This is a genomic window from Vibrio sp. Vb1018, from assembly GCF_033338775.1.
Taxonomy (GTDB): Bacteria; Pseudomonadota; Gammaproteobacteria; order Enterobacterales; family Vibrionaceae; genus Vibrio; species Vibrio alginolyticus.
In genome coordinates this window covers 562,492-576,505 of record NZ_JAWOTI010000001.1, presented here as the reverse complement: position 1 = coordinate 576,505, position 14,014 = coordinate 562,492, and the positions used below count along the sequence as shown (strand labels likewise).

Annotated in this window: 10 protein-coding genes; 2 read left to right on the top strand and 8 right to left on the bottom strand. The window is 44.6% G+C overall.

Going from position 1 to position 14,014, the window contains the following annotated elements:
* Positions 1 to 77 precede the first annotated feature (77 nt).
* The 7 genes from R7Z10_RS02410 to R7Z10_RS02380 all read right to left on the bottom strand — a co-directional run bounded on the left by R7Z10_RS02410 (position 78) and on the right by R7Z10_RS02380 (position 10,667).
* Positions 78 to 671 carry a mechanosensitive ion channel family protein gene (locus R7Z10_RS02410; RefSeq protein WP_042522270.1) on the bottom strand — a complete coding sequence of 198 codons (594 nt, stop codon included), beginning with the start codon at positions 669 to 671 and terminating at the stop codon, positions 78 to 80.
* A gap of 493 nt (positions 672 to 1,164) precedes the next feature.
* Entirely contained in the window at positions 1,165 to 3,279 is a 2,115-nt protein-coding gene (locus R7Z10_RS02405) for a type I secretion system permease/ATPase (protein ID WP_005374556.1), read from the bottom strand.
* Between the two features lie 15 nt (positions 3,280 to 3,294).
* Positions 3,295 to 5,208, bottom strand: a complete 1,914-nt coding sequence (locus R7Z10_RS02400; protein ID WP_005383568.1) for an EAL domain-containing protein — start codon at positions 5,206 to 5,208, stop codon at positions 3,295 to 3,297.
* Between the two features lie 5 nt (positions 5,209 to 5,213).
* Positions 5,214 to 5,897 carry a transglutaminase-like cysteine peptidase gene (locus R7Z10_RS02395; protein ID WP_005374561.1) on the bottom strand — a complete coding sequence of 228 codons (684 nt, stop codon included), beginning with the start codon at positions 5,895 to 5,897 and terminating at the stop codon, positions 5,214 to 5,216.
* 114 nt (positions 5,898 to 6,011) lie between these two features.
* Positions 6,012 to 7,403: an HlyD family type I secretion periplasmic adaptor subunit gene (locus R7Z10_RS02390; protein ID WP_005374562.1), complete on the bottom strand. Its 1,392-nt coding sequence runs from the start codon at positions 7,401 to 7,403 to the stop codon at positions 6,012 to 6,014.
* 173 nt (positions 7,404 to 7,576) lie between these two features.
* On the bottom strand, positions 7,577 to 8,800 hold the full coding sequence (locus R7Z10_RS02385) for a sigma-54 dependent transcriptional regulator (protein ID WP_053308003.1): 1,224 nt from the start codon (positions 8,798 to 8,800) through the stop codon (positions 7,577 to 7,579).
* A complete protein-coding gene (locus R7Z10_RS02380; RefSeq protein ID WP_053308002.1) occupies positions 8,793 to 10,667 on the bottom strand; it encodes an ATP-binding protein in 1,875 nt (624 codons plus the stop codon). The genes R7Z10_RS02385 and R7Z10_RS02380 overlap by 8 nt, the downstream gene beginning before the upstream one ends.
* A 115-nt stretch (positions 10,668 to 10,782) precedes the next feature.
* Here R7Z10_RS02380 and pdxH point away from each other — a divergent pair, with 115 nt between their 5' ends.
* The gene (gene pdxH, locus R7Z10_RS02375; RefSeq protein ID WP_005374570.1) at positions 10,783 to 11,418 is read left to right on the top strand and encodes a pyridoxamine 5'-phosphate oxidase; all 636 of its coding nucleotides are present in this window, start codon (positions 10,783 to 10,785) and stop codon (positions 11,416 to 11,418) included.
* Positions 11,419 to 11,491: 73 nt separating this feature from the next.
* Here pdxH and R7Z10_RS02370 read toward each other — a convergent pair whose 3' ends face one another.
* Positions 11,492 to 12,211 (bottom strand): PAS domain-containing protein, encoded by a 720-nt coding sequence (locus R7Z10_RS02370; protein WP_017820063.1) that lies wholly within the window; start codon positions 12,209 to 12,211, stop codon positions 11,492 to 11,494.
* A 972-nt stretch (positions 12,212 to 13,183) separates the two neighbouring features.
* On the opposite strand from R7Z10_RS02370, the gene R7Z10_RS02365 reads away from it, so the two are divergent.
* Complete coding sequence (locus R7Z10_RS02365; RefSeq protein WP_025768702.1) at positions 13,184 to 13,996, top strand: AraC family transcriptional regulator; 813 nt, start codon at positions 13,184 to 13,186, stop codon at positions 13,994 to 13,996.
* The last annotated feature ends 18 nt before the right edge of the window (positions 13,997 to 14,014 follow it).

Sequence of the window (14,014 nt, the reverse complement as noted above, 5' to 3'; positions counted from 1 at the left end):
CTTTAAAATACAAAACGCCCGATGAAGTACATCGAGCGTTTTAGTTAAAAAGTGTCAACCCATATCAGGACGGGTCATTATTTCTTTCTGCGAGTATAAATCCGAGATTTTACTTTACTTGGCTCTGGCTTGTTTTTCGCCAGCTTTAGCACTGCTTTTTGCAAAATCTGGTTGTTTGGGTAAGTGATCAAGTTACCGTTGTCGTGCTTAATTAACACGTGAAACATGCTGATCTCTTGAATCTCACCGCAGATGTCTTCATCTTTGTCTACGACTTTAATTCGGTCACCCACTCGGTACGGGAAGACAAAAAAGATCAAAAAGCTGGCTGTGATGTTGCTCAGAATTGACCACTGCGCAATAAACGCCACACCTAATACGGCAAAAATGGACGATAGGAACAAAGACACATCGCCATAGCCAATACCTGTGATAATGGCAAAAATAGAGGCGGTCAAAAATAGCAGCGCGACATTGAAACAGCGCTGAATAAAACTCAAACGAGCCTTTTTTACACCTTTCGTTGTTGCCAAATTTAGGATGGCTCTATTTACAATCCTCTTCAGGATGCGATACGCGATCAGGACAAAAATGCCCATCAATAGTTTGTAACCGAGGGAGCCCGTAGTGAAATACTGGCTCACTTGCTCTAATTGGATCCAATCATTCATTTCTTCATCTCGACGATATCTAGAAAGCGGCTTTTATAGCTGATTTTTTGCTGTAAGTAATCACAATTTTTCTTTACACCATTTGTCTCTGTGTTGAGGTTCCACAGAGTACTATATAAGTTAATCAAAGACTTAGTGAGTATTACGAACTCTTTGGCTTCATTACTTATATTCAATCAAAGCTGACGTGATTTTGAAGAGAGCAATCTTTGAGCTGTATCCCATATCCGACATTCTATGACGCTAGTTCCCTATAAACGAGCTGAATATGACTTTTGTCCTGATAACCTAAGGTGTATTAATTGAAATAGCTTTTAGGGCGTTGAAAAATGGAAGAAGATGAAAAGGCGATTATGATTTTATTCGTGATTGTTGGCCTTGTACTCGTTTGGGTCGCGCTTGAAGAACTTAATTATCTCGGGCTCCCAATAAAATAAGCCCCGTTAAACACAAGTTAAACGGGGCCCTTGTCTTTTATCAATGTGAATTCAGGCTAGCTAACCGCACGCACTTTGCCTTGTTTCAAATCGTTCAGCACTTGCGCTTTAGGACCATCTGCAATGATGCTGCCTTTTTCCATCACAATTACGCGATCAACGATGTCGAGCATAGACGTTTTATGCGTAATCAGAATCAGCGTTTCACTAGGTTTCAACTGTGCTAATTGATGCTTAATGTGCATCTCTGAGCGGTTATCCATCGCACTGGTTGGTTCATCCATGAGTAGAACAGGAGGACGACCCAAAAATGCACGAGCGATCGTGACTGCTTGACGTTGACCCCCCGAAAGCATTGCACCACCTTCACCAACTTGGCGTTCTAAGCCCGCTGGGTCAGATTGCGTAAACGCAGTAACACCGGCACGATTCGCTGCGTCTAGTACGTCACGGTCATCGGTTAATGGGCGACCTAGCGTAATGTTGTCGCGGATAGAACCAAAGAACAGATTGGAATCTTGCGGCACACAACCAATATTACGGCGAATGTCGACATGATGCAGCTGTGCGATGTCGGTATCATCAATGCGAACATGACCTTCCGTCGGCTGATACAAGCCCATGATGAGACGCTCTAACGTGGTTTTACCCGAACCAATACGGCCTATGATCGCTACTTTTTCGCCTGGGTTAATGGTTAAGCTCAAATCTCGAATCGACGCCACCGGTGAATCTGGGTAGTGGAAGGTCACGCGTTCAAGTTCAATTTTGCCTTGTACTATTGGACGGTGAATGTAACGTTTACCTTCTTCTTGTTCATCCGGCATTTCCATGACTTGATTGATAATTGTCATAGAAGACTTCGCTTGGTTGTAGCGCGTAGAGAGTAAGGATAACTGAACCAAAGGACCAATCGCGCGGCCGCTAAGCATGGTTGCGGCAATCAAGCCACCCATGGTTAAGTCGCCCTCTGCAATCAAGTAAACGCCTAGGATGATCATCCCTACGTTACTACTTTGCTGCACAAAACCTGCTGCGTTTTGAATGCTATCCGTAATTCGGCGGCTTTTTATATTCCAGTTCGCCATGTGCGCAACTGCCTCTTCCCAGCGGTATTGGAATTGGCTTTGCGCACTGAGCATTTTTACGGTTTCTAACCCAGCCAAGCTCTCTATCAAATTGGCATATTTTTGCGATGCTAGGCGTGAACCCTCCTCAATGGAGCGGCGCAGCGGCCCTTGTATCAGTAGCGAGTGAATAATCAAAATGACCACGCCCACCATCGGTACATACACAAGATCGCCAGCCATTAGCCATATAATCACTAAGAACAAAATGGCAAAAGGCAAATCAATGAGAGCACTGACGGTCGCTGAAGTAAAAAACTCTCGAATAGATTCGAATTCTTGTAAATGGCGAGCGAAGGCACCGACCGAAGGCGGCTTTGATTCCATTCTAATCCCCATCACTTTGCTGAACAGTTTGGATGAAATTAGAATGTCAGACTTCTTGCCCGCCACATCAATGAAGTAATTTCTCAGCGACTTGAGAATGAAGTCGAACAGGAACACGACAAAGATGCCACTCGCTAGTACCCATAGGGTTTCAAACGCAAGATTCGGAACCACTTTGTCGTACACCAAGCGAGTGAATAGCGGAGCGGCAACCGCAAAGAGGTTGATAAGAAGTGATGCGATTAAAACATCACGGTAGATGCGTTTTGACTGCCACAAGGTGGACCAGAACCAGTGGCCTTCGTTGGTTTTGAGCACTTCGGGAGAGCGCTCATCGAAACGGAATTGCTTTTTAACTAAAAAGTACCGACCAGTGTATTGCTCAAGTAGGTCTTCTAATGGAATAGAGATCGGCACCATTCCACTTTCTAGGGTGGTGACTTCGGCCTCGCGTTTCTCCATATTGATGCTGTTGAGAACGCAAGAGTCACCGCCTTTAAGAACTAAGATTGCCGGCAGAATTAGGCTAGAGATGCTCTCCAGCTCTGCGCGGTTTTCCTTGGCAACCAATCCGGCCCTTTCCGCTGCTCTTGGTAGCAAAAATGGGGTCAGTTTACCGTCAGATAGCGGTAGTCCGTTGACTAGCGCTTCTGGCGAGTTAGCTAACCCATAGTAACGGCTAACGTAGATGAGCGAATTCAGTAAAGGGTCTTTCATCGTTGATAAACCTTTTTATTCCTTGTCGACGATGAATCCTTGGAATACCTCAACAAAATGTTCAGTGAGGAAATCCAACTGGATTTGAGTTTCGATACGCGATGCGATAGTCGTAATACCAAGGTTGTGGGCAGTACGAGAGATCGACGTTAGCGTGAATTTCTGTTTTTCGTCGTGCAAGTTGTGTGTGAATAGGTAATCGAGCTTCACATAGTTCGGGCGGAACTCTTGGATGTATTCCAAAGATTGGAAGTTACGTCCGTAGTTATCTACGCCGAACTCAGCACCTGATTGGCGAATGGCATTACATAACAGTGCTGTGTGGTGAGGCTGATCGATAAAGCATTCCTCTGGAATTTCAAAATGTAGCTTAGAGGCCACTTTGGCGTGTTTTTCCAGCATGCTAGTTGTCCAGCGAATAAACGATGGTTGAGATAAGCTGCTTTGCGCGATGTTAATCGCGACTGGGTCATTAAGTTCACCACTTTCTAGCATCTTAATCATTGATTCAATGACATACTGGTCAAAGATGTTGGTGGCGTCTAACTGTTCTAGTGCGAATAGGTATTGATTCGCACGATACGTTTCACCATCTTTTTCGATGCTTGAAAATACTTCGTTGTGGAATACTTTACCCCATGTGTTTTTCGCAGCTTGGAAACGGAATTTAACCCAATCACTGTGAATGGCTTCTTCAACCAACGCTTTCCATTGCTGTTTACCCATCAAACTAGAAGGTGTATCACTGCCAATGAAGCCGTATGGCTTGTCTGGTTGCGCTTTGGCTTTCGATAGTGCGTTGTCCACCATCGAGAGGATTTCAGAACGCGTTTTCTGATCTTTGCTGTGTGCAACCCCTAGTGACGCTTTAGGTTTTGCTAAGCCTGTTGGGTCAGTATTTAGGCCGTTCACACAATTGACGATGCTGTCCGATAAAATGCGTAACTCGCTCTCATCCATATGAGGGAAAAGCAAGCCGAACTCATCACTAGACAAGCGAGCAATAGTGGCACCCGGTACATCAATGGTGTTTTTCAAACGTTGAGACAGTTCTTTAACGTGGGCATCTGCGCGTTGGTAATCTTTGGTCTCGTAAATGTCCCCAATGTATTCAGCATGGAGTAGCGCGATACCCCCTTGCGTTTGCTCTGCAAGCCATTGGTCGATTTGGTTGATGTAGAATGAGCGGTTACCCAATTTAGATATAGGATCGAGGTAAGCCTGAGCACGCAGACGTTGCGCCTCTTTGGCTTGCTCTTTGAATGATAGCTCGATTTGAGCAGACATCATGTTAATGCCATCTACCACCGCGATAAGATCTTTGGTTCTTGGACGAGCAAGCGGTTCACCAAATTGGTTATTCGCGATTTCATGCATTTTATTCACGATGGCCGTTAATGGTTTTAGCGAGCGACGTAGGATGTATGAAATTGCCACTAAACCAGCCAGAAAAATGACACTGAATACAGACAGCAAGCCAATAAAACCTTGCCAGAGCTGCTCGTAAGCTGCGCCTGGGTGGCTAATGATTTCTACTTCGGCGAGCTGCATCCAACCACTGGTCACAACACGCTTATCGTGAATCGCTTTAAATAGATTCATGTCGATAAACCATTGTGGCACCGTACTTGGTTTAACTGGGTAAGTACGCACGATCTGGTAGTCAGAATCTAATGCTGTAAGACGAACAACTGAGTAGGTGCTGCCGTCAAATAGAGCATTAATCACGGACTCAACCGCGACTTTATCTTTGTCCTTTAGGTAAGGAGCCAATGCCAAACCTACGGTGTTAATAGTGTTGTTGACCTCTGAACGTTGCTGTTGCTCCAAGCTGTCTCGAGTCGTGTTGAATTGGATTACGAATACTGATGCCAACAAGAGTATAAAGACCGTAACCATCCCCACCACAAGCTTCTTATATAGGGTCATGTTTCTCACTCGTCATAGTTAATTTTAGGTTTATTTAACTGCAACTTACGTTCGCGCGAGCGTAAGTCATTCCAAAGGCTCAACCGTGATGCTTTCCCTGCCAGCTCTCCAGTGCTAGCAGATGACTTCATCAACCACAGGTTTGTACCATTAAAACTGTATATCGGTAGCAAGTCGCTACGCTTAGAGGCTCGGACAATGTCAGGATTGATATTATCGAGAATGAGCGGCTCAGAACTTGGGGTAGGGTAGTAAGCTAATACCATGTGAAACTGATTCAGTTCGATGGCTTTTACGTATATTAACCGCATCTTTGAATCTGGTATTCCTAGCTCGAGTAAAGAGAAGTACTTAGCAATAGTGAAATCTTCACAGTCTCCTGCGTTACTCCCTAAAAATTCGAGTGGCGTAGCCCAATAATCTGTCTTTCCCCACAGTTTTATGTCGTCAACGAAATACAGCTGATTAAAAAAGTCGTTAACGCCAGCGAGCTGTTCATGAGTCTCTAATTGTTTAAATAAGTCGAGGTTCTTTCGCCATGTATTTACGCGCAATCCCGCACGTTCGCCGTACACCGCTGTGACCGTATTGACCCATCGTTGTTCTTTACTGTTCAGCGCACCAAGTTGGAACGACAAACAACTTAAGCTGATTAATAATGTAACTTTACGCTGCAAATTGGATCGCATATTCGACTCGTATCACAAGTATACTCTTCTAGAGAGTTCGTCAGTGAGAAATAAGTGCTTTTTATTTAATCACTTATCGCTCAATACTCCCTATCGCGAGTACCTTAATGTGGTTTACTCCTTCAAGGCGTTCGTTTTGGCACTTAAAATCGGTTTAAGTAGATATTCCAAAACGGTTCGCTTCCCTGTGATGATATCGACCGATGCAGTCATTCCTGGAATGATTGGTAAATCTGCATCTTGACCAAAGTTTGTTTTTTCGGTGCGTACACGAACAATGTAGAAGCTGTTGCCTTCTTCATCTTGAGTGGTATCCGCGCTGATATGTTCCAACTCTCCCTCTAAACCGCCGTACTTTGTGAAGTCGTAAGCTGTAAACTTCACGATAGCATGAAGATCTGGGCGTAAAAATGCGATGTCTTTTGGCGCAATTTTCGCCTCTACCAATAGTGTGTCTTCTGTTGGTACGATCTCGACGATATCCATACCAGGTTGGATAACACCACCGACAGTATTGATGTTCAGTGTTTTGATTTTGCCTGTTACTGGCGAATTCACAACCGTTCGGTTTACTCTATCTTCCAAGCCCACCGCTGATTCAACCAAAGCAGATAACTGGTCTTGGGCGCTGTTGAGTTTCTCTTGCTGTTCAGAGCGGAATTTGAGTGCAACATCAATACGGTTGAGCATGGATTCTCGAATCGCTGATTGCAATACGGGAATCTTGAGCTCACTGGACGTCATTTCACGACGGGTATCGTTGACTTGGCGCTGTAATTTGAGCAGTTCAATACGAGGAACAACGCCCTCGTCTGCCAAAGGTTTGGTGATATCGAGTTCTTTTTTCGCGTATTGGTAGCTTTGACGCAAGTTCCTTACTCGTGCTTGGATCTCTACCAAGTCCTGCTGCTTTTGCTGCACTTGTTGGTCAATAACAGAAAGTTGGTTGCGTAAATTATCTAGATCTTCGCGATATTCTGCTTTTTGACGCTGTGTGAGTTGAGGTCGAGTCTCTTCCAAGGTTGGTGGGAAGGTCAGTTTACCGTAATCAAGTAGTACACTTTGACGCCAGTTTTCCGTTTCAAAATCACGATTAACGGCAACACTGTTAATAGAAGCGGATAGTTGCAGCACAGATGCGGTAAGGTTGGCAACTTGTTGCTCACGTTCACGAAAATCTGAGCGAAAGCGGGTGTCATCGATAAGCAGTAACTGTTGGCCTTTTTCAACCAACTGACCTTCTTTGACCAAGATTTCTTTGACTAAGCCACCTTCTAAGTTTTGGACTACTTGTATCTGTGAGGAGGGAATCACTTTGCCTTGACCAACCGTGACTTTGTCGATTTCAGCCCAAGATGCCCAACCTATTGCTGCAATGAAAAATAGCACCATAACCCAGAGCATAAAACGCGCGCTGTTGGGGGTATTGAGGAGCAATGCTGCAGTTTTGTCATCAACAAAATCCAACTCTTCATCGTTGAGTTTGTTGTAGTTATCTCGGCTCATCACAGTCCCTGCTTATATAATTACGGATTATCTTTTTGATCTTATTATTATTAACCGATCATGTCAGCATGCTCGGCTAATAAAATATGAGAAGAGGGTTATTCTCTCTTCAAATGAGCTTTCTTACACTTTCTAAATCAAACAAAAGCATAATTAGCGCCGGAGTATAGCTATTACGCCTTGAACTTGGCTTTATCCAACTGATGTTTTTTTAGTTTGTCGTACAAGGTTTTGCGTGATACCTGTAATTCTAGTTGAACCTCTTTGAGTCTGCCGCGATGTCTTTGCAATGCATCGAATAACAAGCAATATTCAAAGTATTCTGTGCGCTGAGTCATACTCTGAATTTCAAGACTTTTCTCACTGTTCCAATCTTCCATTCTAAAAGTATCTGGCTTGAGGGCACGAAGTTCAGCAAATTGGCGTAGCTGCTTAACGTTTTCTGGCCATTCGAGACTGGTGAGGTGTTTGACCTCTTCTAGGCTGATATGTGGTGGCTGTAACTGATATCGACTCGCTGTGTGGCGCACAAAGTGCTTGTATAAAGGCCCTATATCTTCCTTTCTTTCATCGAGCGTTGGTAAGTGAATTAGAGTCGCCAGGGATTTTAGAGGTGGCTCGGCTTGGGTGGTCGCGCCAAAAACACGCTCAAGTTTTGGGTGCTTGAATAAGTATTCCCATTGCTCAAATGATACATGCTCTGCGCTATGTAAGTACAAACTGCAGTGGCGTTTTCCTTCACTTAAGCGGTGTATGGCTTTGTCGAGCGCTTCTAATGAAAGCTCATAGAGGTCTTCACCAGAAGCGGCGATTAGCTCACTGTCCGGTGTTGCATGTATGTCGTGGGCAAATTGTGCAGCGAGTCGCCGACCCGTACCATCTTGACCTACAAAAATGAGCGGCTGGCTTGTGGGCGCACTGATCAAGGCGCGACGAATGCTCACCATGGCCTTACTGTGACCAATCATTTTCGGACCAACATGAGTTTGCATGTCGAGCTCTTTCTTAAGCCAGATGTTTTCTTGCAACAAGTTCAGTTTATCGCTGGCATTGTTGAGCGATTTCATGAGCTGTTCCGTTGAAAACGGTTTTTCTAGAAAGTCGTACGCGCCGCTTTTCATCGCATCTACCGCGGTTTTCACATCTCCATGTCCAGTAAGTACGATGAATTGAAAGTGATCGTTTTTGCTTCGCAAAGTTCGCATAAACTCCAAGCCATCCATCACGGGCATATGGATATCGGTAATGATAATCGCAGGCATATTTGAGTCGATTACGCGTAAGGCTTCTACTGCGTTTGGTAAGCAGGTGACGTCTATCCCTTCAATCAGCAGGGCTTGAGACACGGCATCACGAATGTGTGGTTCGTCATCAACAAAGAAAACTGGGTTATTCATGGTCGTTTTCCACTTCTGGGGTACGTTTATTCTGATTGACTATTGGTAGCGTCACGATAAAGGTCATCCCTCCTGCTTGTTGTTCTGTGCTCTGATGTTTATAGGCACAGAGGGAGCCGTGATAGCTCTCTAAAATGCGTTTGGAGATGGTCAAACCTAATCCTAAGCCCTCTGGCTTAGTCGTAAAAAATGGATCAAAGATTTTTGCTAGGGCTTCGTCCGACATGCCAGGCCCGTTATCGGAAACAAGAATGTCGCAACTGTCATCATGACACTGAACAGCAATGGATATTTGCGGATCGATACAGTGGTTTTCCATCGCTTGTGCCGCGTTGTGGAAGAGGTTTATCAGCACTTGTTCTAATTCAACGCTGTGAATGGCCAGCTTCACATCATAGTCGATGGCCGGAACTTTTAGTGTTACTCCTTGCTTAATAAGCTTGTTGCTCAAAATGCTGGTGGCAGTATGTACCGCGTCGTGCAGTACTGAGATTTCATTGTGTGAATCGTGCGTGGCTTTCCGAGTAAAGACTTTTAAGCGGGCAATGACTTCCGAAATGGTGTCATTAAGTGTCAGCATTTTGCCCAAATTGTCGGCGACCATTGGGTATTTTTCCATTGCCAACAAACGCTGCGAGTTTTCGGTATAGGTTCTTAGTGCGGAAAGTGGCTGATTTATCTCATGATTAATACTGGCAGACAGCTCGCCCAACAGTGCCAATTTCGCGGCTTGCGTCAGCTCTTGTTGTGTTTGTTTAAGCTCTTGTTGGCTTTGTTCATATTGGCGGATGGTCTGTTGTAGCTTTTGGTTGGCTTCACTCAGAACTAGTGTCCGTTGCACTACTTTTTCTTCTAGGCTCACATTGAGATGGGCAAGGCGTGCTTTGTTAACTAGGGTTTGGAACCACGCTAACGCAATTAGAGCAATGAGCGCATATAAGATCAGGAAGACGATATCGGCCTGTAAAACGGCGGCAAGAACGCTGTTGTGGTTAATTAAGGCAACGACGCGAAACCCTTTATCCAATAAGTGTGTTGCGTATGCGAGGTAATTCGGTGATAGAAGCAATTGATTGTCATCAAACTCCGTGACACCACTGTGTGCCGTTAACTCACCAAAATATTCGGGTAAGGTATCGCCATATTGACGCGTTTCGGTAAGTTCATTTATTGCACTCGATGACAGTGGGAAAAGTGCACGATAGCGCCAGTCTGGTAAATTGCTCATAAACACGACATTGTGTTTATCTGTAATGAGTACGTCAGTCGTGGTTTGCGAAAGGCGCTGTTCTAATTGCTCCAAATTCACTTTTACTGTGATCACGCCAACGACTTCCTCATTTACCCACAGCGGAGATGAGAAGAAGTACCCACGTTTATTCGAGCGTACGCCTAATCCAACGTATTGAGCGGGCTCACCGCGTCGCGCATTTTTAAAATAGGGGCGATAGCTAAAGCTAGAGCCAACAAACGTATCTTCTTGCTGAAAGTTACTTGAGGCTATGACTAACCCGGTACGGTCATGAACGTAAATCGTATCGGCCAAACTTTGCTTCAACCAATCTGATAACAGTAGGTTGAGCTCTTGAGAGGGCGTTCCGCGCTCGACTGCTTTGAGTAGTCTTGGGTCGTGACTTAATAGGTTTGGTATCTGTTCAAACTTTGCCAGTTCGTAGTCCACTTCTTGTGACACTTGCGCGGCTTGTCTCTCTAGCTTTTGTTGCCATTGATCATGTTGGTATTGAGTTGCGTAATGATGAGTAAGCGCAAGCCCTGAAATGCCGACGGCACACAGTAGCAGTAAAAAATGACGTAGGGCTTTGGGGTTGAGTAAGTTCACGATCGGCTCACTGGTTTTTTGTGTCATGGTATCAAATGACGCACTGTGATGCTGTGAGCGGCAACGATAACAAGCACAATGATGTCCTTGTATTTCCTCAGTATCGGGAGCACAATCGACAAAAACGAGTGAAGGAGTAAAGATGGAACTTGCTGATATTCGTCGTGAGTACACCAAAGGTGGGCTGCGTCGTAAAGATTTGAAAGCTGATCCTATTGATCAATTTAATCTGTGGCTAGAGCAAGCAGTTGAAGCGGGTTTAACGGACCCGACTGCGATGACAGTTGCAACGGTTGATGAAAATGGCATGCCGTTTCAACGCATTGTTCTATTGAAAAACGTCGACAAAGATGGTTTTGTGTTTTACACCAACCTAGGCAGTCGCAAGGCCCAGCAGCTAGAGCATAACAGCAATATTAGTTTGCACTTCCCTTGGCACCCGTTAGAGCGCCAAGTTCATATTACTGGTGTGGCTGAAAAGCTTACCGCCGTAGAGAATATGAAATACTTTACTTCTCGTCCTAAAGAGAGCCAGTTGGCCGCAATCGCGAGCAAACAAAGTAGCCGTATTTCTGCCAGAGGTGTGTTGGAAGGTAAGTTTTTAGAGCTAAAACAGAAGTTTGCTAAGGGTGAAATACCAGTACCAACCTTTTGGGGTGGCTTTCGCGTAAAACCAAAGAGCATCGAATTTTGGCAAGGTGGCGAACATCGCCTTCACGATCGTTTTCTTTTCTCCCAGCATGATGGAAGTTGGGACATTGATCGTCTAGCGCCATAGGCTTATGGTCCCTCATGAATAAACAAACACCGCCGAATTGGGGCGGTGTTTTTGTAGGTAGAAGCGATGCGAATTATCGCTCTCCATTCAACACAACCGATAATTGATGCTTAAGCAGCGTTTTGGGTACAACAGAGCCGTAGCCTGCTTCCATTGCTTTATCTATTAGCTCGTTCTTGCTGTTCGCTGCAAACTTATTACGTAAGCGTGCGACGTGACCTTCAACGGTTTTTGTTGATATGCCCATGACCTGAGAGATAAATTGAGGCTTTTTGCCATAGAGCAAGAGGAAAAGCGTTTCTTGCTCGCGGCATGTGAGCTTCTCTGGTTTTGGTTGTAAGTCAGAAAAACGAAAGATGGATTGTTGATTTGGGTTGGTACTGATTGCACGACAAACCCAATACCCGACTTCAATCACGGCGGTGTCGGTGAGTTCCCTTCCGTAGAAAATGGTGCCTACGATGTCGCCTTTGTCATCTCGCCACGGTGTTTTAGTAAATATATGTGCTCGCCAGCGGCCATCTGGATAAGGGTGGATATCCAGAATTTTTAGTGACTCGCCAGTTTCGAGAACGTGTTTATCTTGGCGTTGAAATTCTTGCGCGCATTCAGTGGTTGGGCTGGCCATATCAAAATCAGTTTTACCCAAGCACTCCTCGGGCGACGTGTGCCCTAACAGTTCTGCGTATTCCTGGTTTACGTATAGGAATACCGAATCTTTATCTTTGCATCCCCAACAACCTGGTAGCTGTTTAAGGAGGGATTGTTCTATGGTATCGACTGAAATATTCACAAAAGGACTCACTACATACTGCTTTTACCAATACAGAGACGTCCGTGTTACATGGCTCGTATTGATGTTGCCAAGTAGGCAGTTACGTTGCTAGAACACGTTCGTTGATTGGCGCTCAATCCAATTAAATTCGTGGTGTTCGATGTTTTCGTCAGGTAGTCATAGACAACGACGAAATGGAACGAAGAGTTTAATTGGGAAAATGGTCTGTTTCATTACAGATATGTGCGCTCACGGATGTCCGCCAATGTTCGGCTTACAACTCGTATCGTCCTTGATCATGCTTCCTACAACTCAGTTGTAATGTGGTTGACGTTCATATCACTTGTGAGCGAAAGAGCAGCACCTAAGCATATGAGAGGGACAGTGAGACAAACGCTATGATATCAGCTTATGCCATTGTTTTCATTGTTGAGAAGCGAAAAAAAAAGCCAGCCTGAAGACGGGCTGGCAACACAAGATATAATCTTGTCGACGTGTAGAAGAGGTTCTAAATTACCTAGCGAGGGTCTGCTAAGTAAGTTAGAGGTATCAATGAGATACCGAGAGCTTTAGATCGTATGCATCTTAAAGCTCGATAACTAATGTATTGAATCAGAAGCATATTAGTAAGGGGGGAAATCCCTCTATGTTGAGTTTAAGAGTGGGTTTCGATCCGTTTCAGGGACGAGTTATCTAATATGGAGCACGGTGTTTTACAAAATAACAGATTGTTCGGTAATAAGGATCTTTACATTGATTGATTATGTATACGTAAGGTGTTGCCTATCTATCCGTTTTTGTTAATAAAATTGGTTGCTCACTGACCGTAAATTAACCTCGCATGATCATCGTTCCGGAACTATGATCATGTAAATGAACTTGAGCATGCTGATTTGATCTTGTCGATTGAGTTGGGTAAAAGTTGCAACCCAACAAAGAAGGTATATGATGCGAAGACGTAAGCTGACCGTGTAAAGACGACTGTTTAAAATGAGTGATTCAGATAACCAAAAAATCCTTTCATATCAAGAGATTATGCTGCCAAAGCCGGCGGAGCTGATCACACTTCCGTCTTATATGGATTGCCACGATCATTCTTATACGCAGATCGTGATTGGTTTAAAAGGGCAAGCCGAATTTGAAGTGCGCGGGCGAGGTAATCTTGTCGGCCCTGGTCAAGGTTGTGTGGTTACCGCATGCTCTGATCATGCTTTCGGTGGCGTCATCAATCAATCGGATATTTTGGTGCTGAATATGCCCAAACCGACAAATGATGATCCCGAAATGCTTCAAAAAATCAATAACCTGGAGAGAGACCATGTCTACTTCCAGTTAGATAGTCAAATTCAGAAGCTGATACAGATGTTGGTTCAGGAAATGCGAAACCATCCGGATGACCTGCTGTTAAGTCGTGCGTGTAACGACACTGTGATTGCGTTAATGCAGCGCCATATCTCGGCATTTGAGACCAGTCGAAAAGAGTCGCGCTTTGATTTGGAGGCGATTGATCGTTACATTGAGCAGCACCTGAGTCATAAGATTAGTGTGGCTCAATTGGCCGGGCGAGTGTTTCTTGGGGAAAGTCAGTTCCATTGCTTGTTTAAAGAGCAGATGGGGATTACACCTCATCAATATGTTCTCGGAAAGCGAATCGACATGGCTCGTGAATTAATCGAGCAAGGGCACCTTTCTTTAGGGCAAATTGCCGAGTTTACTGGCTTCTCAAGCCAGAGTACTTTTACTCATACTTTTACTCGCTTACAGGGAATATCACCTTCCCGTTATAAAAAACAAGTTGGATAACAACGCGTTTTTTTAGGT

Bases quoted from the DNA above. Each gene is read 5' to 3' on its own strand.
- R7Z10_RS02410 (WP_042522270.1), bottom strand. From the start codon at position 671: ATGAATGATTGGATCCAATTAGAGCAAGTGAGCCAGTATTTCACTACG.
- R7Z10_RS02405 (WP_005374556.1), bottom strand. From the start codon at position 3,279: ATGAAAGACCCTTTACTGAATTCGCTCATCTACGTTAGCCGTTACTAT.
- R7Z10_RS02400 (WP_005383568.1), bottom strand. From the start codon at position 5,208: ATGACCCTATATAAGAAGCTTGTGGTGGGGATGGTTACGGTCTTTATA.
- R7Z10_RS02395 (WP_005374561.1), bottom strand. From the start codon at position 5,897: ATGCGATCCAATTTGCAGCGTAAAGTTACATTATTAATCAGCTTAAGT.
- R7Z10_RS02390 (WP_005374562.1), bottom strand. From the start codon at position 7,403: ATGAGCCGAGATAACTACAACAAACTCAACGATGAAGAGTTGGATTTT.
- R7Z10_RS02385 (WP_053308003.1), bottom strand. From the start codon at position 8,800: ATGAATAACCCAGTTTTCTTTGTTGATGACGAACCACACATTCGTGAT.
- R7Z10_RS02380 (WP_053308002.1), bottom strand. From the start codon at position 10,667: ATGACACAAAAAACCAGTGAGCCGATCGTGAACTTACTCAACCCCAAA.
- pdxH (WP_005374570.1), top strand. From the start codon at position 10,783: ATGGAACTTGCTGATATTCGTCGTGAGTACACCAAAGGTGGGCTGCGT.
- R7Z10_RS02365 (WP_025768702.1), top strand. From the start codon at position 13,184: ATGAGTGATTCAGATAACCAAAAAATCCTTTCATATCAAGAGATTATG.